The organism is Amycolatopsis sp. cg9, from assembly GCF_041346945.1.
GTDB lineage: Bacteria > Actinomycetota > Actinomycetes > Mycobacteriales > Pseudonocardiaceae > Amycolatopsis.
Map to the genome: position 1 here is coordinate 21,082 of NZ_CP166851.1, position 26,158 is coordinate 47,239.

At 71.1% G+C, this 26,158-nt stretch carries 35 protein-coding genes; 19 read left to right on the plus strand and 16 right to left on the minus strand.

Features of this window, described 5'->3' with window-relative positions; genetic code table 11:
• Positions 1 to 53: 53 nt before the first annotated feature.
• Positions 54 to 1,214: a hypothetical protein gene (locus AB5J73_RS47750; RefSeq protein WP_370973641.1), complete on the minus strand. Its 1,161-nt coding sequence runs from the start codon at positions 1,212 to 1,214 to the stop codon at positions 54 to 56.
• Between the two features lie 2 nt (positions 1,215 to 1,216).
• Complete coding sequence (locus AB5J73_RS47755; RefSeq protein ID WP_370973642.1) at positions 1,217 to 1,471, minus strand: hypothetical protein; 255 nt, start codon at positions 1,469 to 1,471, stop codon at positions 1,217 to 1,219.
• 229 nt (positions 1,472 to 1,700) lie between these two features.
• Between AB5J73_RS47755 and AB5J73_RS47760 the strand changes: the two genes are divergently transcribed.
• Entirely contained in the window at positions 1,701 to 2,279 is a 579-nt protein-coding gene (locus tag AB5J73_RS47760; RefSeq protein WP_370973644.1) for a DUF3307 domain-containing protein, read from the plus strand.
• On the opposite strand, the gene AB5J73_RS47765 is transcribed toward AB5J73_RS47760, so the two are convergent.
• The 3 genes from AB5J73_RS47765 to AB5J73_RS47775 form a co-directional block, all read right to left on the minus strand.
• Positions 2,240 to 3,433 carry a hypothetical protein gene (locus AB5J73_RS47765; RefSeq protein WP_370973646.1) on the minus strand — a complete coding sequence of 398 codons (1,194 nt, stop codon included), beginning with the start codon at positions 3,431 to 3,433 and terminating at the stop codon, positions 2,240 to 2,242. The genes AB5J73_RS47760 and AB5J73_RS47765 overlap by 40 nt on opposite strands.
• 202 nt (positions 3,434 to 3,635) lie before the next feature.
• Positions 3,636 to 3,932 (minus strand): hypothetical protein, encoded by a 297-nt coding sequence (locus AB5J73_RS47770; RefSeq protein WP_370973648.1) that lies wholly within the window; start codon positions 3,930 to 3,932, stop codon positions 3,636 to 3,638.
• Positions 3,929 to 4,339: a hypothetical protein gene (locus AB5J73_RS47775; protein WP_370973649.1), complete on the minus strand. Its 411-nt coding sequence runs from the start codon at positions 4,337 to 4,339 to the stop codon at positions 3,929 to 3,931. Before AB5J73_RS47775 ends, AB5J73_RS47770 begins: the two co-directional genes overlap by 4 nt.
• A gap of 299 nt (positions 4,340 to 4,638) precedes the next feature.
• On the opposite strand from AB5J73_RS47775, the gene AB5J73_RS47780 reads away from it, so the two are divergent.
• From AB5J73_RS47780 to AB5J73_RS47790, 3 genes are read left to right on the plus strand one after another with little or no spacing between them, the layout of a single operon-like run.
• Positions 4,639 to 5,007 (plus strand): hypothetical protein, encoded by a 369-nt coding sequence (locus AB5J73_RS47780; protein WP_370973651.1) that lies wholly within the window; start codon positions 4,639 to 4,641, stop codon positions 5,005 to 5,007.
• A complete protein-coding gene (locus tag AB5J73_RS47785; protein WP_370973653.1) occupies positions 5,004 to 5,573 on the plus strand; it encodes a bifunctional DNA primase/polymerase in 570 nt (189 codons plus the stop codon). Before AB5J73_RS47780 ends, AB5J73_RS47785 begins: the two co-directional genes overlap by 4 nt.
• Positions 5,570 to 6,577 carry a hypothetical protein gene (locus AB5J73_RS47790; RefSeq protein WP_370973655.1) on the plus strand — a complete coding sequence of 336 codons (1,008 nt, stop codon included), beginning with the start codon at positions 5,570 to 5,572 and terminating at the stop codon, positions 6,575 to 6,577. Before AB5J73_RS47785 ends, AB5J73_RS47790 begins: the two co-directional genes overlap by 4 nt.
• 45 nt (positions 6,578 to 6,622) lie before the next feature.
• On the opposite strand, the gene AB5J73_RS47795 is transcribed toward AB5J73_RS47790, so the two are convergent.
• The 3 genes from AB5J73_RS47795 to AB5J73_RS47805 all read right to left on the minus strand — a co-directional run bounded on the left by AB5J73_RS47795 (position 6,623) and on the right by AB5J73_RS47805 (position 8,619).
• Entirely contained in the window at positions 6,623 to 7,615 is a 993-nt protein-coding gene (locus AB5J73_RS47795) for a helix-turn-helix domain-containing protein (protein WP_370973656.1), read from the minus strand.
• A gap of 112 nt (positions 7,616 to 7,727) precedes the next feature.
• Entirely contained in the window at positions 7,728 to 8,036 is a 309-nt protein-coding gene (locus tag AB5J73_RS47800; protein WP_370973658.1) for a hypothetical protein, read from the minus strand.
• A complete protein-coding gene (locus tag AB5J73_RS47805) occupies positions 8,029 to 8,619 on the minus strand; it encodes a hypothetical protein (RefSeq protein ID WP_370973660.1) in 591 nt (196 codons plus the stop codon). Before AB5J73_RS47805 ends, AB5J73_RS47800 begins: the two co-directional genes overlap by 8 nt.
• Before the next feature lie 260 nt (positions 8,620 to 8,879).
• Between AB5J73_RS47805 and AB5J73_RS47810 the strand changes: the two genes are divergently transcribed.
• On the plus strand, positions 8,880 to 10,124 hold the full coding sequence (locus AB5J73_RS47810) for an MFS transporter (protein WP_370973662.1): 1,245 nt from the start codon (positions 8,880 to 8,882) through the stop codon (positions 10,122 to 10,124).
• A 488-nt stretch (positions 10,125 to 10,612) separates the two neighbouring features.
• Entirely contained in the window at positions 10,613 to 11,953 is a 1,341-nt protein-coding gene (locus AB5J73_RS47815) for a GGDEF domain-containing protein (protein ID WP_370973663.1), read from the plus strand.
• A 49-nt stretch (positions 11,954 to 12,002) separates the two neighbouring features.
• Here AB5J73_RS47815 and AB5J73_RS47820 read toward each other — a convergent pair whose 3' ends face one another.
• Entirely contained in the window at positions 12,003 to 12,932 is a 930-nt protein-coding gene (locus AB5J73_RS47820; protein ID WP_370973665.1) for a replication protein RepA, read from the minus strand.
• An 821-nt stretch (positions 12,933 to 13,753) separates the two neighbouring features.
• Complete coding sequence (locus AB5J73_RS47825) at positions 13,754 to 14,944, minus strand: amidohydrolase (RefSeq protein ID WP_370973667.1); 1,191 nt, start codon at positions 14,942 to 14,944, stop codon at positions 13,754 to 13,756.
• A 168-nt stretch (positions 14,945 to 15,112) separates the two neighbouring features.
• Here AB5J73_RS47825 and AB5J73_RS47830 point away from each other — a divergent pair, with 168 nt between their 5' ends.
• From AB5J73_RS47830 to AB5J73_RS47840, 3 genes are all read left to right on the plus strand, one after another.
• Positions 15,113 to 16,504, plus strand: a complete 1,392-nt coding sequence (locus AB5J73_RS47830) for a hypothetical protein (RefSeq protein ID WP_370973669.1) — start codon at positions 15,113 to 15,115, stop codon at positions 16,502 to 16,504.
• On the plus strand, positions 16,504 to 16,716 hold the full coding sequence (locus AB5J73_RS47835) for a hypothetical protein (protein WP_370973671.1): 213 nt from the start codon (positions 16,504 to 16,506) through the stop codon (positions 16,714 to 16,716). The genes AB5J73_RS47830 and AB5J73_RS47835 overlap by 1 nt, the downstream gene beginning before the upstream one ends.
• 119 nt (positions 16,717 to 16,835) lie before the next feature.
• Positions 16,836 to 17,603 carry a hypothetical protein gene (locus AB5J73_RS47840; RefSeq protein WP_370973673.1) on the plus strand — a complete coding sequence of 256 codons (768 nt, stop codon included), beginning with the start codon at positions 16,836 to 16,838 and terminating at the stop codon, positions 17,601 to 17,603.
• Positions 17,604 to 17,628: 25 nt separating this feature from the next.
• Here the strand turns inward: AB5J73_RS47840 and AB5J73_RS47845 are convergent, their stop codons facing one another.
• From AB5J73_RS47845 to AB5J73_RS47870, 6 genes are all read right to left on the minus strand, one after another.
• Positions 17,629 to 17,880: a hypothetical protein gene (locus tag AB5J73_RS47845; protein ID WP_370973675.1), complete on the minus strand. Its 252-nt coding sequence runs from the start codon at positions 17,878 to 17,880 to the stop codon at positions 17,629 to 17,631.
• Between the two features lie 56 nt (positions 17,881 to 17,936).
• Entirely contained in the window at positions 17,937 to 18,563 is a 627-nt protein-coding gene (locus AB5J73_RS47850; RefSeq protein ID WP_370973677.1) for a hypothetical protein, read from the minus strand.
• Between the two features lie 114 nt (positions 18,564 to 18,677).
• Entirely contained in the window at positions 18,678 to 19,430 is a 753-nt protein-coding gene (locus tag AB5J73_RS47855) for a hypothetical protein (RefSeq protein WP_370973679.1), read from the minus strand.
• On the minus strand, positions 19,418 to 19,621 hold the full coding sequence (locus AB5J73_RS47860; RefSeq protein ID WP_370973680.1) for a hypothetical protein: 204 nt from the start codon (positions 19,619 to 19,621) through the stop codon (positions 19,418 to 19,420). The genes AB5J73_RS47855 and AB5J73_RS47860 overlap by 13 nt, the downstream gene beginning before the upstream one ends.
• 44 nt (positions 19,622 to 19,665) lie before the next feature.
• Positions 19,666 to 19,980 carry a hypothetical protein gene (locus AB5J73_RS47865; protein ID WP_370973682.1) on the minus strand — a complete coding sequence of 105 codons (315 nt, stop codon included), beginning with the start codon at positions 19,978 to 19,980 and terminating at the stop codon, positions 19,666 to 19,668.
• A gap of 157 nt (positions 19,981 to 20,137) precedes the next feature.
• Entirely contained in the window at positions 20,138 to 21,694 is a 1,557-nt protein-coding gene (locus AB5J73_RS47870) for a hypothetical protein (RefSeq protein ID WP_370973683.1), read from the minus strand.
• 139 nt (positions 21,695 to 21,833) lie between these two features.
• Here AB5J73_RS47870 and AB5J73_RS47875 point away from each other — a divergent pair, with 139 nt between their 5' ends.
• The 10 genes from AB5J73_RS47875 (at position 21,834) to AB5J73_RS47920 (ending at position 26,142) form a co-directional block, all read left to right on the plus strand.
• Positions 21,834 to 22,178 carry a hypothetical protein gene (locus AB5J73_RS47875; protein ID WP_370973684.1) on the plus strand — a complete coding sequence of 115 codons (345 nt, stop codon included), beginning with the start codon at positions 21,834 to 21,836 and terminating at the stop codon, positions 22,176 to 22,178.
• Positions 22,175 to 22,534 carry a hypothetical protein gene (locus AB5J73_RS47880; protein ID WP_370973686.1) on the plus strand — a complete coding sequence of 120 codons (360 nt, stop codon included), beginning with the start codon at positions 22,175 to 22,177 and terminating at the stop codon, positions 22,532 to 22,534. The genes AB5J73_RS47875 and AB5J73_RS47880 overlap by 4 nt, the downstream gene beginning before the upstream one ends.
• Positions 22,531 to 22,800 carry a hypothetical protein gene (locus AB5J73_RS47885; protein ID WP_370973687.1) on the plus strand — a complete coding sequence of 90 codons (270 nt, stop codon included), beginning with the start codon at positions 22,531 to 22,533 and terminating at the stop codon, positions 22,798 to 22,800. Before AB5J73_RS47880 ends, AB5J73_RS47885 begins: the two co-directional genes overlap by 4 nt.
• A 6-nt stretch (positions 22,801 to 22,806) precedes the next feature.
• Positions 22,807 to 23,157 (plus strand): hypothetical protein, encoded by a 351-nt coding sequence (locus tag AB5J73_RS47890; protein WP_370973689.1) that lies wholly within the window; start codon positions 22,807 to 22,809, stop codon positions 23,155 to 23,157.
• On the plus strand, positions 23,154 to 23,900 hold the full coding sequence (locus tag AB5J73_RS47895) for a hypothetical protein (RefSeq protein ID WP_370973690.1): 747 nt from the start codon (positions 23,154 to 23,156) through the stop codon (positions 23,898 to 23,900). The genes AB5J73_RS47890 and AB5J73_RS47895 overlap by 4 nt, the downstream gene beginning before the upstream one ends.
• A gap of 94 nt (positions 23,901 to 23,994) precedes the next feature.
• Entirely contained in the window at positions 23,995 to 24,249 is a 255-nt protein-coding gene (locus tag AB5J73_RS47900; protein ID WP_370973691.1) for a hypothetical protein, read from the plus strand.
• Positions 24,250 to 24,322: 73 nt separating this feature from the next.
• Positions 24,323 to 24,769 carry a hypothetical protein gene (locus tag AB5J73_RS47905; protein WP_370973693.1) on the plus strand — a complete coding sequence of 149 codons (447 nt, stop codon included), beginning with the start codon at positions 24,323 to 24,325 and terminating at the stop codon, positions 24,767 to 24,769.
• The gene (locus tag AB5J73_RS47910; protein WP_370973694.1) at positions 24,766 to 25,212 is read left to right on the plus strand and encodes a hypothetical protein; all 447 of its coding nucleotides are present in this window, start codon (positions 24,766 to 24,768) and stop codon (positions 25,210 to 25,212) included. Before AB5J73_RS47905 ends, AB5J73_RS47910 begins: the two co-directional genes overlap by 4 nt.
• Entirely contained in the window at positions 25,209 to 25,847 is a 639-nt protein-coding gene (locus AB5J73_RS47915; RefSeq protein WP_370973696.1) for a hypothetical protein, read from the plus strand. Before AB5J73_RS47910 ends, AB5J73_RS47915 begins: the two co-directional genes overlap by 4 nt.
• On the plus strand, positions 25,840 to 26,142 hold the full coding sequence (locus AB5J73_RS47920; protein WP_370973697.1) for a hypothetical protein: 303 nt from the start codon (positions 25,840 to 25,842) through the stop codon (positions 26,140 to 26,142). Before AB5J73_RS47915 ends, AB5J73_RS47920 begins: the two co-directional genes overlap by 8 nt.
• Positions 26,143 to 26,158: the final 16 nt, after the last annotated feature.

Below are 26,158 nucleotides of genomic sequence, written 5' to 3' on the forward strand. Positions count from 1 at the left end.
GAAGCAGATGGACGCGGTCCGGCGCGGGCCGCGGCGTGTGGTGGATGTGGTGGTTACGGCGTGGTCGGGACGGGCGCGGCGGAGAGCTGCCAGGCCAGCGCGATGTTGGCTTCGGCCTCCTCTGGGGTGCGACGGCCCAGGCCGCAGGCGGCGGCGACCGCGTCGACGGGCCGGCCGAGGGCCTGCTCGACGAGTTCGAGGGCGCGGGCGGAGGCGTGCGGGTGGTGCTCGTCCACCAGACCCGCGTACAGCTGGACATCGGCGCGCAGGCGGCGCAGGACCTCGTAGTCGGACGGCCTGGTCGACGGCGCGGTCTCGCCGTCGCACAAGGCGATGTGCAGCGGCGGCATCGGGTAGCCCGCGCGGTCCAACCGGGCGGCGAGGGCGTTGGTAAAGGCGACCAGCGGTGCCAGGTCCCGCATGCCGGAGATCGGTTTGTGCTCGAGGTCGCCGCGGCACCAACCGTGCAGGACGAGCAGGGTCTGCGGGGGCAGGGCGGTGATGACGCCAGCGAGCTGGCGGGTCAGCATCCGGGTCACCAGGGGCCACGCCGCGCGGGGCGCCCGGTCGTAGGCGACCATGACCGCGGGGCTTTCCAGCTGGATGACGATGTCCTCGCTCCACCGGTCGGCGAGCTGCCGGATCTGGTCGACCTCGGCCACGATCGCGGCGGTGAACGTCGGCAGGTGTGCGAGCGCGCTGCGGATCGCGCGCAGCGCGGCGGCCGCGGGCAGCAGACGCATCGTCGCGGCGGGCACGCCGAAGGCGAACAGGCTCAGGTCCAGCGGCGCGGGCATCGAGACCTGGTACGGCGGCAGGTCCGCGGCACTGAGCTGGCGGCGGGCGGCGATCGCGGCCGAGACCTCCTGGGCGCGGCGCGGGCCGACGTCGCCGGGTGCGAGGGTGTCGCCGGGCCGCAGCCGGTAGGCCGGCATCCGGGTGTAGCCGGAGGAGTCGCCGTCCAGTACGAGTTCGAACGGGCCGCGATCGCGCAGGCTCTCCAGCCAGTCGATGATCCAGCGCGGGTCGCGGTCGCAGGGCAGCGTGGTCAGCCGCATGGCGCCGGCGTGGTCGAGCAGCCACTGCATGCCTGCCCGGTCGGTTGGCGCCACCGCGGGCGGCAGCGATCCGACGAAGTGCACTTGGCGTCGTGCCTCCGGGTCGCCGGAGTCGGCGGATGCTTCTGCTGAGCTGCGGTGATCCAGCAGTGACATGGTCAGTCTCCCTCCCGCGCCGAGTCAGCGGCGTCCTCGTCCTGGGGCTCGCCGGGGATCTCGTCCGGGACGCTGGAGGAAACTTCGTCGGGCACCTTGCCGGTGACCAGCTGCCAGGCTGAGCATGATCCGCACCAGCCGTAGGGCGACTGGGGGCCACCCTCGTCTTGTTCCTCGACCTCGGCCGGCACCGTGTACGAGTGCCCGCAGAGCAGGTCGTAGCGGACCTTGCGGTGGTCCACGCTCGGCGTGCTCATAGCCACTCGCCTCCTCCCCGACGATTCCGCCAACTAGACGTCCATATGAGTTGACGTACAGGCAGACGGTAACCCTGCAAGGGGTGGTGATGTCAACTGGTGTGGACGTATTGCCCAGCGCGTTGACGTGGCACAGCTGCGGCACTGGTGATCATCCGATGAGGGGTGATCGGCGAGATCCCGCCTCGTGACGAGGTTTGATCAGCTCCCCGGCGCGAGTTTGTGGATCATGAGCACTTCGACAGATCGGGCGGTCGTCCTGCTGCTGAGCTGGCTGGGCGGCCTCGCCGGTCACTACAGCGGCGACTACCTCGTCCAGCGCGACTGCGACGCGCAGCGCAAGCAGGAGCGCAACGCGGCCGGGCGGCGGGCGCTCCTGCGGCACGTGGTCACGTACGCGCTGAGCCTGGCCGGCACCCGCGCCGTGGCGTATCGGGTGGCCCGAACGCGGGTGCCGTTGCGCGCGCAGGTGATCGCCGCGGTCGTCGAGGCGGTGCTGCACGCGCTCATCGACGACGGCCGGCTGCTGCGCCGCTACGCCGAGCTCGTCGGCAAGACGCGGTTCCACGAGCTCGCCGACCAGGGGATCAACGGACGATCATTGCTCGACCAGGCGGCTCATCTCGGTGTGCAGCTGCCGATCGGCGCGGCCATGACCGCGGTGGTGGCCGGGCTGGCGACGTCGTCAGCCGGACCGCTGGACCTCGTCCCAGCTCCAGAGCCCGCGGGAGGGGATCGGAGCCGGAACGGGGAGACTGCTGCGCTGGGTCAGATCAGATCGGTGTCGAAGTGCGCGGACCTCGAGTAGAGCAGGCGGTAGCAGGCGGAGAAGTTCTCCACGGCCATGCCGCCGGGCTGGAGCCACTGGTCGGCAATCTTCTTCCAGCCCTCGGCGCCGTACTTCTCATCGGCATAGGAGGAGATGAAGCCGGCCAGGGTCTCGGCGACCTCGGTGTAGCGGTCGGGGCCGGCGGTCCAGCGGCGCAGCACCGCCGCGATCTGGTCGCGGGCCTCCTTGTGCACCCGGCGGGGGCTGGGCCCGCTCTGGCGGCGTTGTTCCACCGACAGGCTCTGCTTGTTCGGGTACAGATTCAGCTCGTTGCCGAACCAGACGATCGGCATGATCAGCTCGGCTTCCCAGGAGCCGGGTCGTCCGGCGGTCAGGGACCGCTGGGCGTAGTTGGCGGTCTTGCTGACGTCGCTGTCCCACGGGCCGAACCGCTCACGAGCCTCGTGGTGCAGTTGTTCCAGCGCCGAGGCGAGGCTGCCGATCAGTTTGCGGCCGGCCAGGTCGAACGCGGCGCGCAGGTCGGCTTCGTCTTGGTCGGTCATCGGCAGAACCGGCCGCCACGGGCCGAAGTGCTTGTCGATTTCCGCCAGCGGGCGTGCCTCCAGCAGCCGGCGACCGAGGTCGAACCTCTTCGCCTGGTAGCCGTGGCGGTCGGTGGTGGTGTTCTCGATCCTGTCGATGATCAGCTCGACGCGCTCGGCGGTGATCGCGTCGTCGTCCAGCCGCTCGGCCAGGGCCTGCGCGGTCGAGACCCACCGCAGTCCCAGTGGAAGGAGTTCAACGATGGCCGCGACCTGCTCGATGCTCAGGGTCGGGTGGCCGGGCTGTTCGGCCAGCTCCGCAAGCTGTTCGTCGGTGAGGGGTCGCGGACAGGAGGCAGTCGGGTCGTATCCGTGGAAGTTGCCGTTACCGCAGGTGAGCCAGCCGAAGTTCTCACTGTCGGCGATGCGGTACAGGTCGTGGTCCTCGCCCGCGGCGGAGTCGGCGGCGGGGGTCGCGTCCGCGGTCCCGGTGAGCGTGGCGTGGGCCGCGACGTAGCTGAGTCCGTGCTGGGCGGCGTAGTCGCGCACCTTGGTGCGCAAGCTGGCGCTGCTGTTCTTGGGCATGATCGTCCGTTCCGGCTCGGTCCCCACGCCACCGGCCTCGACGATGTCCGCACAGGCCGAACTCACCGCGGGCCCCGGGGGACCATTGGCCGACAACATCGCCTCCCGGCGTGGGCGGGGCGAATGCGGCTCCAGCGTGCGCGTCCTGACTAGCCGATGACGATACCGGTCGCCAGGGCACGTGGCTGACGTCGTTCTCGGATCGGCGCGCCGGTCTGGCCGCAGGGCGACGCAGTTCTTCTCGTTACTCTTCGTCTGCGTGAGCGCGTTAGTCGTCGGCGTCCCGTTCGTAGGTGCCGGCGGGGAAGTCGCCTTCGAGGTACAGCACGGTGGTCCGTTCACCGATGCGGCCGGTGAGGTTGGCTTCGGCGGCGGTCTCGATGCCGATCACGATCTGCTCGCCGTTCAGGTCGCCGCCGGGCTGGTCCAGCGTGTCGATGACGACGAGGCGGTCGTCGGGAACGTTCAGTGGCACGGTGTCGGGCACGCCCAGGGCGCGGACAAGATCGCGTGCGGTCCGCGGGCTGTGCGCGGGCTTGTACTCGTATTCCTCAAGACGCGTCATCGGAGCCCTTCCTCGGGATGAGCCGAGCTTCGGTGCGAGCTCGCCGCGGTGCCGGCCGGATCGTCGAAGTAGGCCACGGAGTTGCGGGAGGGGTGCGGCGTGGTGGTGGGCTGCCCGACGCGGGCGTCGCCGAGCAGCAGGTCGCCTTCCAGGGCGTAGCGCCCGCCGCACTTGGTGATGCCGGTGATCCTCGCGACGGCCAGGACCGTCCCGTCCAGATCGACGACCTGCACCTCGTCCTGTTGGAGGGCCCGGTCGGTCCTGAGCACCCATACGCCCCGGCCGGCTTCCCAGGCTTCCTGCTCGGACATCCCCGGCCAGCTGCCGATGCGCGAGCGCCCCAGCCAGTCGTTTGCCGGCGCGGCCCGCTCCTGGCCGAGCTGAATCTGCAACACACCAACCTCCATGCAAGCTTTGTAACTTGTTGCAAAGCTAACCTGAAGTCGGCTAACTTTGCAACAAGTTACAAAGCTTGCGAACTCCGGGAGGTGGCTGAGCGTGTACCGCTGGAAACTGTCGGTGCCGACCGGTATGGTTCTCCTCGGCCGCGCGCCGGCCCGTCCGAGTTCCCCCGCCCACGCTGGGGTGAGCGTCCCCACGGACGAAGACGTCGCAGACTCAGCGCAGTGCACTTTCCCTTGTCGTGGCTTGATTTCTGCCTGCGGTGAGGACGGCGTGGGCGTACTTCACCGGGGAAGCGACAGTCATGCCACGTGATTCCAGGGCCCTGACGCGCGCCGCGCGCAAGCGCTCCAGCGAGCGGGAACTGCCCTACCAGACGGCCCGGACCGACGTGCTGGCCATCCGCCAGCTGATGGACGACGGCGAGCTGACCTTCGACGAGGCCGAGGCGGTCTACGACGATCCCGCCAACAAGCTGCTGTGCGAGACGTGCGGCTGGACCGTCGGCATGGTGTGCCCCGAGTGCGTCCCGGGGTGCGGCTGCAACAACGGCCGGTGCAGCGGGTGGCGGCACGAGGAATACATGAGCGACGACGAGCGGGACGAGTTGAACGCCTGTCCCGACTGCGGCGGAGACGTCACCAGCCCGTACGGCTGCGAGTGCGGCGAATGAACGACGTCCAGGCAAGCCTGGCCGCGCCCGACCCGGCCGCGCTCATCGAGCGCGGCCTGGCGGTCTTCCCCTTGCCGCCCGGCGGCAAGGCGGCCCCGAAGGGCTGGCAGCACACGGTTACCCGCGACCTCAGGCAGGTTCGCGCGACCTGGCCGGCCGGATCGAACATCGGCATCGCCTGCCGCGCTTCGAACATCGTGGGTATCGACCTTGACCGGCACACCGGCGGAGGCGCCAACGCCGGCGTCGACGGCGTCGAGGTCTTCACCGCGTTGTGCGCGCGCTGGGGCATGAAACGGCCCGTGACACTGGAAACCCGCACCGGCAACAACGGCCGGCACCTGTTGTTGCGGGTCCCGCGCGGCCTGATCGTTCCCTCAGTGTCGGGAGGCCGCTCCCGGCTCGGACCGGGCATCGACATCCGCGGCCCGGGTCTCAGGATCGGCGGCTACCTGGTCGGTCCCGGCTCGATCGTCGACGGCCGCGAGTACGCCGTCGAGGTGGACTCGCCGATCGCGATGCTGCCCGGTTGGATAGCCGCGCTGATCGGCAGGAGGACGCGGTGAAGCGGCTGGTGCTCTGGCTCCGATCCGGTGGCTGGCGACGCGCCGAGCCCGCGCCGCCGCGGCCGGACGAGCATCCCGGGCAGGACCTGGCCAGGCCGATCGTGCACGTGGTGGATGCGCGCAACCCCAACCGCGCCGGCGTTCCCGAAGGCGGGTTGATCTACGGCTACGCCCGGCCGACCCCGTGGGGCTTCCTGGTGGTGCAGACCGGCTGGCTGGGCGAGGCAGTCCGGCGCGCCGAGCAGGTGGGGCCGATCGAGATCCGGTACAACGACCGGTCGACCGGCGCGCCCACCTCCCGGCGGATCCGCGCGATCGTCGCCTGCCCGCACGGGCAGTGGCAGTGGTTGGACACAGGCTGGGCGATCGACGATCCCGGCCAGCTCGCCCCCGCCCATCACCTGGAGCCACCGACTCCGGAACTGCTCTACGACGTGCGATGGCACTGGGGACCGGACAACTTCGGCATGAACTACCGGGCCGAGATGCCGCACTGGAAGCTCCTCGCCTGGTGCGCCACCGAGGACTGGGCCACACGGATCGCCGAGGCTGCGATGGCCTGGGACGACGAGCGCCTGCTCGCCGCCCAGGTCCAGCGGCCCGGACCCAGCGGTCGCGAGCTCGTGCTGACCTACGTCCCCGAACCCCACCGCACTCGACCGCAGCGTTCGTACGCTCCTGCCTCCGACGCGCGCGACTGGCCGCCCTCGACACCACCGACCGCGATGCCGCTCGGCGCCCCCGACGACCGCGGCAAGTGGCCGCTGCACGAACTGCGCGTACACACCGGTGCCGCGGACGCGTCCTGGGAAACGGTGTGCTGGTGCTACGACCCCTTCGCCGCGCTCGGGGTGGCGGCCGACCTCGGCGTCGGACTGGCCGGATACCCGTACCGCTTCGCCGAGGTCTGGGGCGCGAACGAACGCACCGCCGGCGGCCGGTGGGCACTTGACTCCCGCGTGCCCGCACCGTCGCAACACGATCTACCTGCTAGTTCAGGGTAAAAGGCACGTTCCACGTGGACCGTCTCGACATTGCGGCGACCCGATCTACTGATCGCCGGGATCGAGCAGGAACGGGAACGTGGCGGATCCGCCGGTCAAGGCGTTGTTCGCCTTCGCGGCCTGGACCGCGGCCTGCATCTTCAACGTGTGGCCGTACCGGACGTGGCTGGCGACGTTGGCCAGCTGCGGATCGACGAGGGCAGCGGGGCCCGGTGGGCACAGGCCGCAGTGCTCGCAGACGACCTCGACCGCTTCAGCCGGCACCTGGGTGACCTTGCCGCAGGTGGCTCGCGGGCAGGTGATCTCGCTGTCGTGCGGCAGCAGGTCGAACGGCGTCACCTGGTGCTCGGTGCCGCATTGGGAGCAGCGCAGGGTCGCCGGCACGGTCCAGTCCACGCTGCGGTCGAGGTTCATTCGGTAGGAGACCGAGGTCGGCGAGGCCACCAGCTCGCAGGACGGGCACCGGGCGTACCAGGTGTCCACAGCGCTTTTGACCAGCGGGTAGGCGACGACCGCCTGCGGCTCGATCGTCGTCGGCACCGCGGCGGCCGCTGGGGCGGCTGGCAGTACGGCCTCGATCCGGTCGGCGGGCTGGTCGTAGGCGGCGGCCAGGGCGGCCGCGACGCGGGCGCGGCTTTCCGGCGAGCTCCAGGTCGTCGGAAGGCGTCCGGCTTCGGTTTCGGCGAGCAGCCAGCTCGAGACGCGCAGCTGCGGGCGGGTGAGCAGCGGCCGCAGGCGCGTCACGGCGGCCCGCTGGGTGAGGCCAGCGCCGCGGCGAAGAGCGGCGAGGTCGGCCGCGGCGGTCTCGCCGATGGTCAGGTCCCGGATCTCGCACCCGAGCGCGGCGGCCAGCTGCGCGATGCGCGCCGGCTCCGGAGTCGCGGCGCCCTGCTCGTACTTGATGAGCTGGCGCCGGGTGGTGCCGACTCCGGCGGCGAGCTCGTCGAGCGAAAGCCCAGGGCGCTCGCGGTCGTGCCGCGGTGCCGCCTCGCGGATGCGCTTCATCGCTTCGCCGTCGAAACTGGCCTGCCCTCGCATCCAACCAGTCTAAAGGACACGTGTCTTTTAGCTTGATTGTGCTGGTGATGATCAGTTCCGAAATGCTCCCCTGCCGGTGCGACCGAAGCAGGACGACCCGGCTGGCGACCGCCTACTCCGTGGGCTCCTCATCCAGGCCCATTCGGTGTCGGAAGCCCGGATCGCCGACGACCTCGCCCGCGTCGATCCGCATCGCGGCGGTGTCGAATTCTCGGCCGCCGCCGACGTGTTCGATGAAGTTGGCTTGGTCGAGCTGATCGACGGGCGCGAACCGCCATCCAACGGGGAACGGGTCATTCGGCGCGTCGTTCGTCACGAACCACAGCCGCCACGTGCGTCCGCGGCTGTCGTCGCCCTCGTAGATGTAGGTGTCACCGGCCCAGATCGGCGTCCATACCGGCAATTTCGTCCGGTCACTCATGGCCGTAGCCCGTCGGCGTAGGCACGCGCGCCCGGTCGCTAAGCGCGCTGACGTCGATCGTGGCCGAGGTCTTGGTGATGCCACCCGGCCTGATCCCTCCAGCGTTGTCGCTGTCCTCGGGCAGGGAGCGCACGCTGACGGTGCGGCCGGCCGGTGCGAGCACGGTGGCGTTTCCGTCGGGGTGCACGCACAGCGTGTACCCGGCGAGTTCGACGTGCTCCTTGCCCTCGAAGTCGGCCAGGTCGCCGGGCAGTTCGTCCAACGGAATGGCGATCACCGGGTACCGCTCGCCCCGCTGCCAGATGTGCGGAGAGGTCTGGCCTTCCAGGTGAGACAGCCGGAGCCGGGCCTGGAACCGGACACGAGGCTCGGGATAGCCGGGCACGGTCTGCGGGTTGGTGACGGCGAACGCGGCCACGATCCGCTTCTGATGGGCGGCGTAGACGCAGACGACCCGGCCGGGGTCGATCTTGCGGGTCTCCAGGTTCCAATCGCCAAGCGCGACGTCCTGGGCGGTCGCCTCCCCGCGTTGCACTTCAGGCCAGCGGTTGCGGACGTTCACCACGAGCGCCAACTCTTCCACTGCCACACCTCCGATCCCCTATATAAGCCACTATAGAAGATAGTGACCCATAAAGGCTAGTAGCCCCTGGTGACCACCGACCCGGAACCGGCGAAGCCCAGAGAAGCGCCCCTGTGACGTGATGACAACAACCATGATCAGCGAAATTCGTTATTGCTGGTCAGGGCGCATCAGCGGTGGCAAATACGGTGGTCGGGTCATGGGCGACCAGCGCCATGAGTGCTTGCTCTGCGTACCGCGTCAGCGACACTCTGGGGCCCATGACGACCGAGGCGGCGGGCTACCGGAGTGTGTTCGCGGTGGCGCAGTTCCGCCGGTTGTGGGTCGCGCACGTGCTGTCGGTGGCCGGGGACCAGCTGGCTCGGGTCGCGCTCACGGTGCTCGTGTACGACAGGACCCGGTCGTCGGGCCTGGCCGCACTCACCTACGCGTTGACGTACTTGCCCGATCTCGTCGGCGGCGCGGCGCTGGGTGGACTGGCCGACCACTTCCCGCGCCGGACCGTGATGGTTTGCGCCGATCTCGGGCGCGGCGTCATGGTCGCGCTCATGGCGGTGCCGGGTGTGCCGCTGCTGGTGCAGGTCGCGCTGCTCGCCGTCGTGCAGTTGCTGGCCGTGCCGTTCTCGAGCGCGCGGCAGGCAGTGCTGCCGGACATCCTGACCGGAGACGAGCTCGCCGTCGGGATCGGCGTGCTGTCGATGACCTACCAGGCTGGGCTCGTGCTGGGGTTCGGCGGTGGCGCCGCGGTGGTCGCCGGGCTGGGGACGTCCGGGGCGTTGTGGGTCGACGCGGCTACGTTCGCCGTCTCCGCCGCGGTGATCCGGTTCGGGCTGACCGCGCACGCGCCGCCGCGCGAGCACGCGGCCGGCGAGGGGCAGTGGGCGAAGATCCGGGCCGGTTGGCGGGTGGTGGCCAGAGACGCCCGGCTGCGGTCGTTGCTGACGTTGGCATGTTGCTCGGGCTGGTACGTCGTGCCGGAGGGCCTGGCCGTGCCCTACGCCGCGCAGCTGGGCGTCGGCTCCGCCGCGATCGGGTGGCTGCTCGCGGCCAACCCGCTGGGGATGGTGGCCGGCATGCTGCTGTTGAAGCGGCTGGCTCCGGATCGCCGGCTGCGACTGCTCGGCCCGTTGGCGGTGGCGACCAGCCTGGTGCTGCTGCCGACCGGCTGGGGCCCGGGAGTCGTGGTCAGCGTCGTGCTGTGGGCGGTGTCGGGCGCGTGCTCGGCGCACAACATCATCATCCAGTCCACCTACGTGGCGACCGCGCCGGCGGAGATGCGCGGGCGCGCGGTCGGGCTGGCGATGGCCGCCCTGCGGGCAGCGCAGGGCGTGGCCATCGTGCTGGCCGGGCTACTGGCCCAGCTGCTGCCGCCCTCGCTGGTGATCGCCGCGGCCGCGGCCGCCGGCGTGCTCATGGCCGCCGCGGCCGCGGCGGCGTGGAGACGTGCGGCCTCGTCCGCGCCGTCACTCCCGGCGCGGAACGAGGCCGACGACCTCGGGCAGTGAATGCTCTCGAAGGACAGATTGGGCATGCAGGGGAGCTGCCCCTGTCCTACTTGGTCGTCCAGTTCACGTCGCGCATGAGGTTCACCTCCTCGAGGGATGCCGTGCGGCCTGTTCACGGCCGACGACGGGTTGACCTGAGCTGTCGGACCGACCGACCTGGTCGGCCGGGGTCACCAGTTCACGTCCTTGCGCATGGCAGGGCACCTCCTCGACAGGCGTCATCCAGCCCAGACGGGGCTGTTCAGCGGTGTGGGGCAGCGGAACCGACGTCAGGGCCTGGTCGGCCGCGTCGGGGCTGGGGTCACCAGTTCACGTCGCGCATGGCGGGCACCTCCTCCGGCAGGAAGAGCTTGTCCGTTGGGCTATCCGGGTGCATTCCCGGCGGCGTAGACCATCGTCCCTGGTCGCAGCGGGGACGCCGCGTACAGATTCGGTTACGGTGGCCTGGGGGTGCAGACACGCTGCGCTCTTTATGCAGGTGGGGACTAGTGCAGGGGCGGATCGGAAGACCATACAGATGGGTCACGGGCCTAGCCCTGTGGCAGGTCCCGTCGCACGTGCGCACCTACGTCCTGGCCGTCTACGGCGTCGCCATCGCGGCGGCCACTTCGACGGCCTTCCTGATGCCGGTCACCCGCCTCGACCTGCTGCGCTTCGGCGTGCTGGCCCTGTGCGCCGTGGTCTACATCGAGTTCACCCGCCGCATTGAACGCCAACGCGAGTACTGGCGCGGGAGCACCGCGCCGTACCTGGACACCAAGAGCGTGTGGAGCTTCGCCGCGGTGCTGGTGCTGCCGCCGGTGATGGCGTCGGCGATGGTCGTGCTGACCTACGCGGTCGCGTGGTGGCGGATCTGGCCGCACGAGCGCCCGGTCCCGCTCTACCGCTGGGCGTTCAGCGGCGCCACCGTCGTGTGCGGCACCCAGGCCGCCGTCGCGGTCCTCGCGCTCGGGATGCACCACTACCCCGGCGTCCCGGACGCCGCGGTGCCGGCCGGGCTGATCGACCTCGTCGTGGTCGCCGCGGCCGCCGCGCTGCGCTGGCTGGTCAACGCGTCGATGGTGATGGCCGCGATCCTGATCAGCAACGCGAAAGCCGACATCCGCGACCTGTTCCGCAACTTCGCCGAGCACCTGTCCGAGGCCGGCACGATGGGCCTCGGCGTGGTGGCGGCCACCCTGGTCGTCGGTCACCCGGTCGTGCTGGCCGGCGTTGTCGTCGCCCTGGTCGCCATGCACCGCAGCCTGTTGCTGCACCAGTTCCAGCACAAGGCGCGCACCGACACGAAGACCGGGCTGGCGACCGCCGGCTGGTGGCGCGAGCTCGCCGAACAGGCGCTCGCCCGCGCTCAGGACCGCGACGGCACGCTGGGCGTGATGCTGGTTGACCTGGACCACTTCAAGACCATCAACGACAAGCGCGGCGGACACCTCGTCGGCGACCAGGTCCTCGCCGCGGTTGGCGACGCATTGCGCGAGGAAACCCGTGAACAGGACATTTGCGGCCGTTTCGGCGGTGACGAGCTCGCGATCGTGATCCCCGATGTCAGCTCGCCGCGCAACCTGCTCGCGGTCGCCGAACGCATCCGGCGCCGTATCCACTCGGTGGTCGTGGAGATCCCCGGCGAGGACGGCCAGGGCCCGCTCGAGCTCACCGGTCTGACGGTGTCGATCGGCGCCACCCTGTTTCCCGCGCCCGACGTCGAGGACATCGACGATCTGCTGCGGCGAGCCGACACCGCGCTCTACGAGGCCAAGGAGGGCGGCCGGGACCGCACCTGCCTCAGCCCGTCTCCGACGCCGATTCCGACCCAGGCGGCCGGAAGCTGATCCAGGCCGCGGCCCTGGGAGCTGGCTGGCTTTCAGATATGCGCCGGGCCTACGCCCCGGCCGTGATGGCGCGCAGTCCGCGGAGCGGGACCGATGTGCGGCTCGGTGTGAGGAGCAGGCCGTCCTTGGTGACCCTGACGCTGGCCTCCGGGTAGATCGCGCGCACCGAGGCCATGGCGGCGACGACCGCTTTGCGGAAGTTCGCCATGCCCTTCACGTCGTCGGCGTAGTCGCTGCCGAGCTGGGCGCGCAGAGCCAGCCACGGCACCAGGGACGGTTCTTGCAGGTAGCTGAACCGGTAGGTCAGCCACACGTAGAGGTCCATAGCCATCGCCGCGCCGAGCCATCGCATGATCGCCCAGTCGACGGGCACCGGGCTCGCGCGAACGTACCGGTAGAACTCGTCCGAGAGCACGATGGTCGAGGGCATCATCGCGATCTGGCCGTCCGGGCCGGGTTTTCCCCAGTACAGGTCCCAATGCGAGGCCACCAGGAACCGGTGCCCCTCGTCGTGCCCGGCCCGGGTGACGTTGATGGTGAACGACGACTCGAGCAGGTTCAACGCTTGCTCGCGGAACCGGCCGGCCGGGCCGCTGGAGCCGCCGGTGTTGCCGATGCCGAGTTCGGACAGGAACCCCTTCGCGGTGTCGCCGAGGGGAATCACCGCCCCGTTCGTGCGCACGGCCTGAGTGGCCAGCCAGGCGACGAGGAGCCGCGGGTAGGACCCGAAGGGGAACATCGGCGTTCCGGCCTTGCCGTTCGGACCGTCGGTGACGATGCGCGGGGTCAGCAGGAGTTCGGTGTCGCCGTTGCGTCGGCTCCACACCAGCGTCCCGGGCTTGGGCCGGTTGTAGGGCAACGACACCTGCGCCATGACCCGCGGCAGGTACCCGATGTCCTGGTGGCCTTGTTGGTTGGCCTCCCAGATGGCAGCAGCTTCTCGCGCCCGTTCCAGGTCGGTGGTTTTGCTGCGCGCCACCGGGACAGCCTATGAGTCGGACGTCCAACGCCCGCAGACCTGGGTCTCGCACGGCGCGTCGCCGGGGGCGACCGAACGCATATCTGCAAGCGCTCACGCTCTGAACAGGGCGAACTCCAGGGCGGTCGCCCCGAGAAGGGGTCGTTGCTCCCACCCCAGCCCACGACGCGGCGGCGCATATCTGGAAGACCATCGCCGGCGGAAGAGCACGACGCTGTCGACGCATATCTGCAATCCGGCTGCTCAGGATGCCTTCCGACGCCAGCGGACGTGGTCGCTCGAGCCCAGCCACCGAGGCACCGCAGCGACACCTGGTCATGGCCGACGACGTCTCGCCCCCGGACGCATATCTGCAAGCGACGCATCCGAGCCGTTTTATCCCAAATGCGCTATTCAGAGCGGGCGGGACGCGCATCCCGTGCGGCTCAGGCACCGGCGCGCGCATATCCAGAAGCGCACGCTGGGTCCGCGTCGGCCGCCTCGGCATGATGACGGGGAGCGGGATTCACCCTGCCGGGGACGGTGGCGACGGTTGTCCACGCATACTTGGAAGCCCACGGACAGGTTGTCCACAGAGGACCGTCCGCCGTCGAGGTTGTCCACGCATATTCGTGAGCGACCATGATCCGAAATCGCCAGGTCGCGACGCATACTTGCAAGACAGCGACGCATACCCGAAAGACGCCACGGGCACGTTGCCGCAGGTCAGAGGCCGGTTTTTGCCGGTCCCCTGTAGTTCTTTTCCTGTAGATCTTTACCTGTAGTAGTAGGCGGTCGAACCTGTGGATGACTTCGGCCGCAACGCTGTCCCAGGTGGGTGTTCACCCGGCGGCGAGGTCTGGGCCTCGCGTAGCGAACTCGTCCCGCACCTGGGCGAACAGGTCTGGATCGGCGAGTAGGTCAGCGCCGGCGCAGGCCAGCGCGGTGGCCATCTGCGTCATCGCGGTGTGGGCGCGTGGCTGGATGACGGCCTCGGCCATCGCGCGGGAGTGCGTCGGCGTCCCGGCATCCATGACCTGGATGTACGGGTGGATCGCGGGCAGGGCGAGCGAGACGTTGCCGATGTCGGAGGAACCGGTGCCGCCACGCAGCACGGGCTGATCGACGGTGACGCCTTGGCGACGCAGGTGGTGAGCGACGCGGTCGGCGATGGTGTGGTTGTTCTTGCGCTCGCGGTAGACCAGGCCGGCGGTGATGCTGACGGTGGTCCCGGTCGCCGCGGCCGCGGCGTGGGCGACGGCGATGACGCGCTCGCGCAGGTCGTCGAGCTCGGCCGTGGTGGCGGCGCGGACGGTGAACTCGGCGCGGGTGTAGTCGGGGATGACGTTGGCGGCCTGGCCGCCGTCGGCGATGATGCCGTGCATCCGGCTGGTCTCCGGGACGAACTGGCGCAGGGCGTCGACGCCGGTGAAGAACTGGATCACCGCGGCGAGCGCTGATCGGCCGTCTTGCGGGCTGCCGGCGGCGTGGGCGGCGACGCCGTGCCATTCCAGGGTCAGGTGCACCGAGGCGGTGGCGTGCCGGATCGGCCAGGTCCGGTCGGAGGGGTGGAACATCAGGGCCGCGTCGATGTCGGCGAACGCTCCGGCTTCGAGCAGGAGCACCTTGCCGCCGGCGCCTTCTTCGCCGGGCGTACCGATGCACGCGACGGTGCCCGGTATCTCGGGCGCTGCGCGGCGTAGCGCTGTGGCCGCACCGACCGCGCCGGCGGCGATCAGGTTGTGTCCGCAGCCGTGGCCGATGCCCGGCAGCGCGTCGTACTCGGCGAGGAAGGCGATCACCGGGGTCGCGTCGCCGGCGTCGGCGCGGAAAGCGGTGTTCAGGCCACCGTAGGGCTGAGTCACCTCGAAGTCGTCGGCGAGGAACGTGAGCAGCCGCTGGACCGCGCGGGTTTCCTGCATCGCCAGCTCGGGATGTGCGTGCAGGTCGCGGCTGAGGTCGATCAGCGCGGCGGACATCCGCGCGACTTCGGTGTCGATGCGCTGGTGTACCTCGGTCGGGGCGCCGGCCATCGAGGTGTCCTCCTTGTGGTCGGGTGCGAAGCGGGGTGCTCCGGCCGGGCCGGAGCCCCTTCATCCTCCCTGCGGCCACGGTCGTGCAGGACTTGCGCTTCGCCTGCCGGTGCGGGCTCGTAGGGTGGTACGTCTGCTCGCACGTGGCGGAAGTGGAAGGGGTTGAGCGTGGCGGCCGATCTGGAAACGCTGGTGGCGCAGGTGTGGAGCCCGGATGTGCGGCCGCTCGCCGAAGAAGCGTGGCGCTGCTACAACGCCGGTGCGATCCGCGCGAGCATCGCCGCGACCTGGTCGGCGGTGAGCGCGGACATCATCGTGAAGCTGATCCGCCTGGCCGATGAAGGCGACAAGGGCGCCCAGGCGTTCCGCCGGCAGGTCACCGACGCGCAGGAGAAGGGGCTCAAGCCCGAGGGTGTGCGCGCCATGCAGGCGATCGAAGCCTCCCTGGTCGACAAGGCCGTGGAGTTCGAGCTGATCGACACCATCGGCAAACGCGAACTGGACCGCATCCGGGAGGACCGGCACCTCTGCTCGCACCCGTCGCTGCGGATGGAGGGCGAGGTGTACAACCCTCGGCCCGAGGCCGCCCGCGGCCACCTGGCCATCGCGCTGGCCACGTTGCTGGTCCACCCGCCCACGCAGGGCCGCAAGCTGGTGGAGGAGTTCAAGAACTTCATCTGCGACCCGCTGTTCGCCTCGTCCGCGGCTCACATCCGCGCCGCGTTCCATGACCGCGTCCGGGCCGCCACCCGCAAGAGCATCATCAAGATCGCCGCGTTGGCCGCGATGCTCGAGCTCGACCCGGACGGCCGGATGCCGGCGGACGTGCACGCCGACCGGATGGCGTTCGCGTTGCGCGCCTTCTCCGAGGTAGCTCGCGACACCGTTCGCGACGCCGTGGGCGAGACCCGCGAGCGGTTTCAGGTTCTCGACGGCGCGGTCCAGCTGCGGGCCTTGGTCCGCATGGCCGACGACGACTACTTCTGGATCTCGGTGGATCCGGCGCTGGCGACGCGGTTCCAAGCGCTGCTCAACGCTCCTGTCACGGTGGGCCAGTGGGATCCGCTGCCGCCGGAGGTCGCGTCGTGGCTGGCGCTGGTGGGCAGCACCTACGCCCGCGGTCGCTTGCCCGGCCTGACGGTTCGCTTCGACCAGCTCGGCGACTTCCACCGCCAGCAGGTCATCGCCGCCCGGCCGTGCGAGTTCTTCCTGCCGAAGGTGATCGAGATGCTGCGGACCGCGGGCAGCTGGCGCACCGGCGAGCAGGTGGGTCGTCTGCTGGTGCAGCACGCGGCGTTCCTCTCGCTCGACACGCTCGCGGAAGCGCTCACCGTCTGGTGCGGCAACAGCCAGTGCCGAGACGCGGCAGAGATGCCGGGCCTGGCCGTGCAGCTGCTGCACGCGACCGCTCATCTCGGCGTCGCCCGTGGGCCGCTGTTCAGCGACTTCGTCGCCAAGTGCGAGTTCGCCGCCGGGGAAGGCGAGTACTACAGCTACCCGGACCTGAAATCGGCGCTGCGCAACCTGGTGCTCCTGGCGCCCGCAGCTACGATGCCGTGATGACCGATCAGCCGGCCAGCGAGGAACCAGCGCCTGCGATGATCCTGCCGCGGGTGCTCATCCTCGACTTCGTCGCCCCCTCGGCCTATGCCGAGGACGGCGCATCACCCCGATCGAGCGGTAGGCCAACCTCGACTCTGCCACCGATCCTCGGGCCCGGCGCCATCACCAAGACGACCATGACGGCACGGCTGCCGTTCGTGACGCGCTGAACGTGGCGAGCGGTAAGCCCAGGCCGGGGGACCAGACCACGAGGCTGTTGTTCGGTAGCGCGAACCGGTGCGCGTTCCCGAACTGCCCCGAACTGCTGGTGCAGCGCTACGAGGGGATCATGACGGTCACCGTCGAGGTCGCGCACATCCGTTCGGAGAAGCCGCGGGGTCCTCGGCATGTACCCGGTTACCAACCGGTCCACGAGTTCGAGAACCTGCTTTTGCTATGCCTGAAGCACCACAAGATGGTCGACGACAACCCCGACGTCTTCCCGATCGAGTTGCTGGAGGAGTGGAAGGAGATCCAGGTCGGGCAGGTCGGAACCGCTCTGGACGAGGACGTCGTGGCCGCGTTGCGCCAGCAGGTCTCCACCTTGAGCGAGACGGTCGCCGCGCTGACTGGCTCCGCGTCCGCGCGGACCGCGAAGGTACAGCTGCTCGCCGGGCGCGGGAGTGACCGCGAAGCGGCGATGATGCCGCTGGATGTGTACCGGCGGGTCACCTTCGAGAACGTCCCGTCGATCGTCTACCTCGGCGTGGAGGTCAGCGACCACGGCCTGCTCCGGGTCCGGCAGGCCGGCCTCGAGTTCGACTTCGGTGAAGCCAGTGCGGAGGCGATGGCGATCTACCTGCTGCCGTCGGAGATCCTGAGCCGGGACGAGCAGCACGAAGTGCGGCTGGTCGACCAGGATCGGCTGCGGGCCAGCATGCTCAAGCTCGGCCGGGCCACCAAGCGGCTGCCGCTGCGGTTCCGCGGATTCGTGCAGCTCGACGACGGCCGCCAGGTCAGCGGGGTGTGGACGCCGATGCTGGAGCTGCCGATCTGGCGCGACGAGATCACCGAGGAAGACGTACAGCGCTTGATGCGCCGCCCCTCGACGTCCTGATGAGCGGAGGACGCGGACGTCGCGGCTAACTGACCTGCGGTGCGGCTTGTTCTCGCAGCTGGGCCGCCATGCGTTGTGCCGTGGTGTTGAGGATGCCTTCCGCGCCGGTCGGGTCGTCGGCTGGCCGCGCGGCCAGCAACTCCAGCAGATCGGCCAGGGCGACGGTGGCGGTGCGGCCGAGTTCGACCTGCGTGAGGCCGTCGGGGGCGAAGATGTCGCTGGCGAGGTTCGCGGCGTGTTCCCGGCGGCGTTCCGGGGTCAGGTCGGCGAAGTTCATGATCCGGAGCGTAGGGGAGTCCGCGCCGGCAGGAACGGCAAGCGCTGGTGATGACCTCATCGGGGAAGTTCTTCCCGGTCGGTGCCGTACACCAGGCTGACGACGTTCACGGTGGTCACAGCACCGGCCGCCTGCTCGACGACACCCAGTACGTCGGCGACGTGGGCACGCACCTGCTCGGACAGCAGCTGCGTCTCGTTGTCGGCGGACCAGCGGGACGCGGTCACCGTGACATCCACGCGCAGGGCCATCGCGGTGTCCGCGAGCTGCGGAGCTTCCTGGGGGCGGTCCGTCAGGCTCACCACGACCGCCCCGCCGGCGGCGCGGACCTTCTCCGAACGGACGATCGCCTGCTCGATCCGGTCCGTCAGCTCGGCGATGGACGGACTGGCCGCGGGGTCCTGCGTCTCTGGCCGGCGATGCGGGTACGTTGCGACGTCGACCCGCAGGCCGACCGTGACCGGCTGTCTGGGAGCTGGGGGTCGCCCGCCGAGCGCTTCCAGGTATGCGCACAGCTGGTCCCGGACCTCGGTGTCCCCCCATCCCCATTCCCGGGCCAGGGCAACCAGGTGCGGATCGTCGCGCCGCACCTGGAGCAGCTGCTCGTCGGTGACGTCGAAGGCGACGTTCCCGACGGTTTCGTCGCGCATGCGCGCGAGGTCGTCGGCGCTGGGCTGGTCCATCGCGGTGCTCTCCTTGGCGTCGGGTCGCTGTGGTCTCGGATGCCCGGCGGAATCAGGGAATTCAGGTTCCCATGGAATTCGATGATCAGCGGCGGTGTGGCGGGTTGTAGCTGTTCAGCGGGCGGGGACGGCGGAGGTGTCGGTGGTGGTGACCACGAGGGCCAGGCGGTGACGGCGGGGCAGGAACCGGACGTCGCTGGTGGGCCAGTCGTCGCGGCAGAGTCCGGCGGGCGGCGGGGTCCAGCCCGGCCTGGCCCACCGGTACAGCCGTTGCAAGGGGTCGAGGGCGAAGTAGCGCGGGAGCCAGCCGCCGGTGTTGGGGATCGGCGGGTCCAGTGGTTCGCCGCGGGCGTCGAGCTGGAGGCGTACGCGGTCGGCGTCGTCGTGGTGGCGGCGGCAGAAGGTGTGCAGGGCAACGATGTGGCCGGTGGCTAGGTCCCGCTCCTCGACGCTGATCGTGGCGTGGTTGCCGCACACCAACCGCGTGCCGGGCGGCGACTGCGGGACGCTGGCCGCCACGGCGCTGCGCGGGCGGTACGGGCGCACGCGCGGGCCCTGGCAGGTCATGCCGGAGCGCAGCTGGTGCTCGCGGCCGGGTTCGTAGCGCGGAGCGTCGGCGGCGAGGGCCAGCTTGTGCCGCCACCGGCCGAGCTCGTCGCGGCCGAGCAGCAGGGCTGCTCGGGTGAGGCTGCTCGCGGCGTCGGGAGCGTGCCGGGCCGGGTCGCGCAGGTTCACCCATGCCAGGGCCAGGGCGAGCTCGCGGACCTCGGTCGGGAGCTGGTCGGCGTAGATCCGGGCGACCAGGTCGTCGTGGTGCTGGAGGTCGGCGAATTCCCGCTGGGCGTCGCGCTGGGTCAGTTCGGCCATCGGGTCACCTCCTCCAGCATCAGGCAGGACTCCAGGTCCGCGTCCGCGATGGTGTAGAGCGGCACCGGCCAGTCGTCGGCCACGCGGACGGTGCCCTGCACTGCGAGGAGGGTGACCATCTGCTCGGCGTCCGGGCCCTGAACAGCGACAATGTCGAGGACCCAGGGCGGCTGCCCGAGCGGGTTGCGCACGGTCGTCCCCGGTCGCAGTTGCCCGGCTCGGGGATCGGCGCCGGTCACGCGCCCGCGTTCTGGGCCTGGCGGACGGGGCCGGCGACCGCGGCGTGGGCGCCGTAGGTCGGGACGTAGGTGCCCAGCCGCTGCCAGTCGTCGGTGAGGGTGAAGCCTCGCTCGGCCAGCAGCTGCGCGGCCGCGGCGGTCAGCACGGCGGCGCTGGCCCGCTCCTGCTCGGTACCCAGCTCGGTGAGGCTGGTGCGCGGCGCCGGCTGGTGCTCGATGCGCTGTTCCAGGGGCAGGGCGCCGCCGGGGCCGTCGACGCGCACGGTGGAGGTCTCGTCGGTGATGCGGGTGATCGTGGCGTAGAGCGACATCGTGGTCCTCCTGGTCGAGTGTTGGTGGCCGTCGGCCGGTGGCGGTGGAGCGCGTCCCGGTGGCGCGGGCGGCGCCGGGCTGGTCAAGCGGGGTGTGCTTGACCAGCCCGGCGTGGCTCGCGCAGGGTCCGCGCGGTCCACCGCCACCTGGTGCCGGTTACTCGACCTCCTCCAACAGGGCGCGGAACTCGCGACGCAGCTCCGCCAGCCGGCCCGCGCGGTCCTCGACGTCGTCCTCGCCGGCCAGCGTGATGGTTCGGGCCAGGGCGGCGCGCAACGCGCGGACCAGACCGGCCTGCTCGCGCCGCGCGGTCTCGGCGGTTTCGGCGCGCTGGGTGAGCCCGCCGAGCTGTTGGTGCAGCTGGCCGATTTGGTCGGCGTGTGCCCGCCGCTCGGCATCGCGGGCGGATTCGGCCTGTTCACGGACCTGCTCGACGGCGGCGTTGAACTCGCGGCGCGCCTGTTCGAGTCGCTGGTCGAAGTCGGCGCGGGCATCGTCGAGGGCGCGCTGCTGCTCGCCGGCGCGGCGCTCCAGCTCAGCGGCGAACTCCTCGCGCAGCGTGCGTTCCAGCTCGGCGGCCTGGGCGACGGCGGCGTTGGCGCGTTCCGCCTGAGCCTCGGCGCGCTGCTTCTGCTCCTCGGTCGCGGCGCGGGCTGCGGTCAGCTCGCCTTCGGTGCGGGCGAGGTCGCCGGCGGCCTTCTCGGCCTTTTCGGCCAGGGCCTCGATGCGTTCGTCGGCGCGTTCCAGGTTGTCCTGGAGCTCGGTGACCCGGCCTTCGGCGCGCTCTTCGGCCTTCTCGGCGCGCTCCTTGGCCAGGCGGTCGCGGCGCGCGGCGTCCTCGGCGGTTTCCGCCCGTGTCTCGGCGGCGGCCTTGGCGGCCTCGGCGTCGACGGCGACCTGGCGTGCGGTCGCGGCGTTGCTCTTCTCCGTGGCCGCCTCCTGTAGCGCGGTGTCGCGGGCGGCGTGCGCGGCCGCCACGTCCTGCGCGAGCTGGGCGCGGACGCCGCCCAGGCCGTCGAGCAGGCTGGTGATGGGCCCCAGGACGGCCTGAACAGCGGGGATAGCGGTATCGACGAGTTCGCCCAGTTCGACGACGTCGAGGTCGGGGACGCCGACCGGTCCTTCGGCGTCGGCTCCGGTCTGGAGGCGGATGACCGCGGCGAGATCGCGCTCGGAGCGCGCCATCTGCCCGCAGGTCTTCAGCACGCCGGGCTCGACCTCCCAGGACGTGACGTCCTTCGAGCAGTACTCGGACTTCTTCCCGGCACGCTGCTCGTCGGGCAGCGGCTTGCGGCAGCGGGAAAACCCGCAGCGACGGACGTGCGCCTCGTTGAACGCGACGGCGGAGACCGGATCCAGCCGCGCCGGCCGGGTTCGCGCCGCGACCGCGGCGACCTCCGCGGGCCCCACGTGGCGGGCATAGCCGCGTCGGCCCTCGCCGTCGACGAAGACCCCGGGCTCGGTTGCCCCGGCGGATTCCGCCGCCAGCTCGGCCGCAGGGCGGCCGGTGAGGTCGGCCTGCGCTGCGAAGAACGCGCCCGCCGGGTCGGACGTCGACGGGCCGTCTGCGCCGCCTTCACCAGCGACGGGGCCGCCGGGCCGCTCGCCGCGAGCACCGGAATCGCCGGTCGCCGCGCCGGGATCGGCGGGCGCGCGGTCCGCCGCTGAGCGTTCTTGCTGGTCAGCGGGCTGCTCGCCCTGCTCATCGGTCATGGTCGCTACCCTACCACGATTTGATTCGAGTTCGTAACTGGGTTGATTGTGAATCCGAATCGAATCATGTAACCTTGTGGCAGTGGTAGATAAGCACGGTTATCTACTACTCTGGGTCGGAACGACGGGAGGAGGCGCTGTGAGCGCTCTGGAGGGCACCGAAAACATGGACCCCGACCTCGGCGGCGCCGGACGGCCCGTCGAGGACCAGGCGGACGCACAGCGGGAGTTCGCGCTGACGCTGGAGCACGCCGAGAGCGCCGCCCGGCGGCTCGCGGCCGACCTCGCCGAGATGCAGCGCAACATCGGACGAACTGGCGCCCCCGGGCCGAGCGGCTACGCCACCGCGGCAGAAGGCGCCGCCGTCGCGGTCCGGCTGCTCAGCCAGCTCGCGGTCGACGCCGCGCCCGACCGGATCGTCGCCGCGGCCGCCATCTTCGACAGCTTCCTGCCCAGCCGGGGTGACGGCGCGAGGGCGGCGTGAGCACGCCGGCACCGGGCGAGCACCGGGGAGAGCAGCCGGAGGACCACCCCGGCGAGCCGACCCCCGCGGTAGGCGGCCGCGAGTCGAGCGCCCGCGGCGTCGGGTCGCTGGCCGCGGGCGTCGCCGTCGCCGCCGCGGCGGTCGTCCTGGGTACGGCCCTGTTCTTCGTGGTCACCCCCGCCGAGCACTTCGCCACCGGGATCGGCGTTGTCGCCGCCGTGGTCGCGGCCGCAGCGCTGACGTTCTGGTGGCGGGGTGCGGCCCGGAGCCGACGGCACCGTGGAAATGCGACTCCAAGCCCTCTGAACAGCACGAACGCGAGCCAGCAGACCGACGAGGAAGGAACCGCGCGATGAAGCCGTTCCGCCGGCGCCGCAGGAGCCCGTACGCGCCGGAAGCGGAGGCCGTGATCGCCGGCGCCCAGATGACCGGGCGCGCGCTGGCCGACGCCACCGCGGAGTTCGTACGCATCTACGGCCAGGAACCGTCGCCGGAGACCATCCATGTGCCCTCGGAGCGCGGCGACCTTCCGCAGCTGGAGACCGCGTCGCGTCCCGCTCCGGCCGAGACCGACGCTGAACAGGCGCAACCGACCGCGGGCACGGAATCCGAGGGGCGCTGACCGAGGATGAGCACACCCGACGACTTCACGGTCGGCGACGACGGCCGGATCAACACGCTGCCCGCGCCGGACGTCCTGCTGCGCGATCACGCTGATCTCTGGGGCAGCGACTACGCGGAGTTGGTTCGCCGAGCCGCCGACCTGCAAATCCGGGCCTGGGCAGACGAGACGATGCGCCCGGAGCTCTACCGGCAGCTCGACCCGCTGTGGCACACCGCGAGGGACCTGCTGCTGGCAGCCGGCGCCGAGTCCACGCAGCAGGCGGCGCAGGACAAGGCGGGGCTGGACATCCGCCAGGTCGCGCTGTCCCGGTGGCGCACCGGAGACCGTCCACCGCGTGGCGGTGATCGAGCGTGATCGGGTCGGAGACCAGCGACACCCGCGCTGCCGAGCCCGCCGAGGAGCAGGAGCGCGGCGATGCGGACGTCGAGTCGCGTGTCGCCGCGCTCGAGGACGAGCGGCGCCGCCTGCTGGCGCGGCTGGCGGATATCCGCGCCGAGCTGGCCGACCTGCGTACCCCGCGCACGTGGCAGATCGCCCCGCCGGCGCAGTGGTCGCAGGTGCGGCTGAGCCTGGAGGACGTGGAGGCGGTGCTGCGTAGTGATCCGGAGGCGGAGTGGACTTTCGCGTCGCTGCACCAGCACTTTCCCGATGCCTCGGACGGGCAGCTGCGTCGGCAGCTCGGCCGGCTGGTCAAGCGCGGCCTGGTGCTCGTCCCCGCCCGCGGCCGCTACGTCCTGGCCCGGCTCACGCCGAAGCAGTACCGCGAAGCCCACGCCCCGCACGTGCCGCTTCGCCAGCGGGTGCTGGACGTCGTGCTCGTCGACGAGGCGCGCCCGTGGAAGCTGACCCAACTGCGCGCTCACCTCGACCCGCCACCTCCCGTCGAGAGCCTGCGGGGTGTCCTGGCCGCCCTGATGCGCGAGCACTACGTCATCCGGGACCCGCAGGGCTGGTACCGGGTACTTCCCGCCTCGGCCCGCCAGGCCCTGCGCCAGCGCGGCGACACTGAGATCGTCGGCGCCGTCGTCGCCACCCGCGGCACCACCGCGGCCCGCACTCGCGCGCCGCGCCGAATCGCCCGAACCCAAGGACGGTGACGACCTCATGGGCGACCTGAACAGCACAGACACCACGCCCGGCGGACAAGACGCCGTCTGGGCGTGCACGTGGCACGCCGACACCGGCATGGCAGTGCGGAGGTTCCCTCGCCCGGCGGACCTCATCACCGCGGCCGGGCAGGCCCTGGCTCAGCGCCAGGACACCGGCCCCGCTGACCGGGTGTGGATCGTCCTCACCGAGACCGAGACCACGCAGCTGGCGCCCGAGCTCCGGGACGTGCTGGCCAGGCTCGTGCGCGATGGGCGCCGCGTCGGCCTGGTCGTCGAGGTGCACGGCGGGCCCAGTCCCGCGCCACACCCTGAACGGGCGGCGACGAACCGGCCCTGAACAGCACAAACCGCGCACCACCACGAGATCCACCCATCCTGTTGGACCACCGACACTGAGGGAGTTGACCGGCATGAGCAGCACGCCGACCGAGACCATCGCCCGGTTCGAGCACGTGGGCGTCACCTACGAGCTGGACCACCTCGGGATCGCTCAGCCCGAGCAGTGGGGCCAGCTGGCCATCTACGCCGACGGCGACATGGTCGGCGAGTTCGAGGTGACCTTCCCCGCCTCGGCGTTCGCCGACACCGACCGCCCCGAGCTGCCCGACACCGACGTGCTGGCCGAGCTGGCGCGCCACCAGCTCGCCGTCGACGCCGGCGCCCCGGACCGGATGACCCTGGAGCTGACCAACCGCAGGGTCATGGCGGCCTGGTGCGGCGGGCACGAGCCCGACGACCTGGGTAGCGACGTCCTGCTCGTCGACGTCCCCGCCGGCCGCGCGGTGATCGTGAAGGGCCAGACCGTCGAGCGGACCGAGACCGGCTTCCGCAAGCTCGACACCCGGAGCGAGGCGTGAGCGCCCCGGCCGCCGACCCGGCGGCGGAGGAGATCAGCGAGGACGTGTTCGCGATGGCCGAGCACGTGCTCCGCACCCGCGACGTCGACCACACCCGCTACGGCTGGCGCGGCCTGGGTGAGTTCACCGCCCGCCACGCGGTCGAGGCCCTGGCCGCGGCCGGGCTGCTCAACCCGCGCCCGCAACACGTCGTGCCGCCGGAGCTGACCGCCGACCGGGCCGAACTGCTGGTGCGCCGCGGCCTGGCCGACCGCCAGGACCGCATCGTCGTCGCCGAGGCCGGGGTGCTGCGGCTGGAGTGGTCCACCGCGGTCCGCAGCTACCGGCTCACCGACCACACCGGCGAGCACTTCCGCGGCACCGACGACGCCGCGGCCGCCGCGGCGTTCAACGAGCTCGCCCAGCGCGACGCCGCGGCTGCCGGTGCCGGGGAGACGGCGTGAACACCGACCCGGCCGGCGCCGGGCCGACCGAGACCGAGCTGACCGCGATGCGCGACATGATGCTCGGCGTGATCGACTTCGCGCCCACCGACGCCGAGCTGCGCACGGCCTGGTCCAACCCACGGCTGGCCAGCCTGGCGCGGGAGTGGGGCTGGGGCGACACCGAGCTGCGCGAAGAGCTGGCGGCCGAGCTCGAGGCCATCCACCGCGACGCCCTGTCCACCGCCGTGCAGCTGCGCACGGGCCGCCAGGAGCGACTGCTCGATCCCACCTACGTGCGTCCGGTGCAGCTCGACGAAGCGGCCCTGGCGCGCGGTAACGGGTCCGCGGGCGAGCCCGCCCCGGCCCCGCACTCCCCCACCGGCCCAACGACCGCTGCGGTACCGCCGGCGGTACCGCCGAGGCCGGCTCCGCCGGGCACCGCGGCCACCGTGCTGCTGATCATCGGCGTCGCCGTAGCCGGTGGCGCCGCGATCGTGCTGTTGACCTGGGCGCACCAGCTGCTGGCCGGGCTGGCGTGCGTGGTGGCCGCGGTGGCGCTGATCGTGGTGGCCGACCGGCGGCTGCGGCGCCACGGCGCAGCCCGCCGCGCGGCCCTGAACAGCGACAACGCACAGGAACACCGCGATGGGTGACTACCTGGCCGCGCCCCGGGACGCCTCGTCGTTCGCGCGCCCGGACACGCGCACGACGAAGGTCTACCACGCGAGCGAGGCCGGGCAGGTGCACTCCAGCGGGCAGCCGCTCAGCAGCGGCTACCGGCTGCTCAGCGCGGTCTGCTCGCACCAGGTGCTCGACGACTACTCCGCGGTCGCGCTCGAGGAGGCCCCGGAGGAGCTTCGGTGCCGGCGCCCGGCGTGCGCGAGGATCTGGCGGGAGCACGCCAACGCGGTGAACAGCGGAAACGATTCGCAGGAGGCTTCGCGGTGACGGTCCCACGATCAGT

Coding starts and splice junctions, on each gene's coding strand:
- AB5J73_RS47750 (WP_370973641.1), bottom strand. CDS start 1,214: ATGTCACTGCTGGATCACCGCAGCTCAGCAGAAGCATCCGCCGACTCC.
- AB5J73_RS47755 (WP_370973642.1), bottom strand. CDS start 1,471: ATGAGCACGCCGAGCGTGGACCACCGCAAGGTCCGCTACGACCTGCTC.
- AB5J73_RS47760 (WP_370973644.1), top strand. CDS start 1,701: ATGAGCACTTCGACAGATCGGGCGGTCGTCCTGCTGCTGAGCTGGCTG.
- AB5J73_RS47770 (WP_370973648.1), bottom strand. CDS start 3,932: ATGACGCGTCTTGAGGAATACGAGTACAAGCCCGCGCACAGCCCGCGG.
- AB5J73_RS47775 (WP_370973649.1), bottom strand. CDS start 4,339: ATGGAGGTTGGTGTGTTGCAGATTCAGCTCGGCCAGGAGCGGGCCGCG.
- AB5J73_RS47780 (WP_370973651.1), top strand. CDS start 4,639: ATGCCACGTGATTCCAGGGCCCTGACGCGCGCCGCGCGCAAGCGCTCC.
- AB5J73_RS47785 (WP_370973653.1), top strand. CDS start 5,004: ATGAACGACGTCCAGGCAAGCCTGGCCGCGCCCGACCCGGCCGCGCTC.
- AB5J73_RS47795 (WP_370973656.1), bottom strand. CDS start 7,615: ATGCGAGGGCAGGCCAGTTTCGACGGCGAAGCGATGAAGCGCATCCGC.
- AB5J73_RS47800 (WP_370973658.1), bottom strand. CDS start 8,036: ATGAGTGACCGGACGAAATTGCCGGTATGGACGCCGATCTGGGCCGGT.
- AB5J73_RS47810 (WP_370973662.1), top strand. CDS start 8,880: ATGACGACCGAGGCGGCGGGCTACCGGAGTGTGTTCGCGGTGGCGCAG.
- AB5J73_RS47825 (WP_370973667.1), bottom strand. CDS start 14,944: ATGGCCGGCGCCCCGACCGAGGTACACCAGCGCATCGACACCGAAGTC.
- AB5J73_RS47835 (WP_370973671.1), top strand. CDS start 16,504: ATGACCGATCAGCCGGCCAGCGAGGAACCAGCGCCTGCGATGATCCTG.
- AB5J73_RS47840 (WP_370973673.1), top strand. CDS start 16,836: ATGACGGTCACCGTCGAGGTCGCGCACATCCGTTCGGAGAAGCCGCGG.
- AB5J73_RS47845 (WP_370973675.1), bottom strand. CDS start 17,880: ATGAACTTCGCCGACCTGACCCCGGAACGCCGCCGGGAACACGCCGCG.
- AB5J73_RS47850 (WP_370973677.1), bottom strand. CDS start 18,563: ATGGACCAGCCCAGCGCCGACGACCTCGCGCGCATGCGCGACGAAACC.
- AB5J73_RS47855 (WP_370973679.1), bottom strand. CDS start 19,430: ATGGCCGAACTGACCCAGCGCGACGCCCAGCGGGAATTCGCCGACCTC.
- AB5J73_RS47865 (WP_370973682.1), bottom strand. CDS start 19,980: ATGTCGCTCTACGCCACGATCACCCGCATCACCGACGAGACCTCCACC.
- AB5J73_RS47870 (WP_370973683.1), bottom strand. CDS start 21,694: ATGACCGATGAGCAGGGCGAGCAGCCCGCTGACCAGCAAGAACGCTCA.
- AB5J73_RS47885 (WP_370973687.1), top strand. CDS start 22,531: ATGAAGCCGTTCCGCCGGCGCCGCAGGAGCCCGTACGCGCCGGAAGCG.
- AB5J73_RS47890 (WP_370973689.1), top strand. CDS start 22,807: ATGAGCACACCCGACGACTTCACGGTCGGCGACGACGGCCGGATCAAC.
- AB5J73_RS47905 (WP_370973693.1), top strand. CDS start 24,323: ATGAGCAGCACGCCGACCGAGACCATCGCCCGGTTCGAGCACGTGGGC.
- AB5J73_RS47920 (WP_370973697.1), top strand. CDS start 25,840: ATGGGTGACTACCTGGCCGCGCCCCGGGACGCCTCGTCGTTCGCGCGC.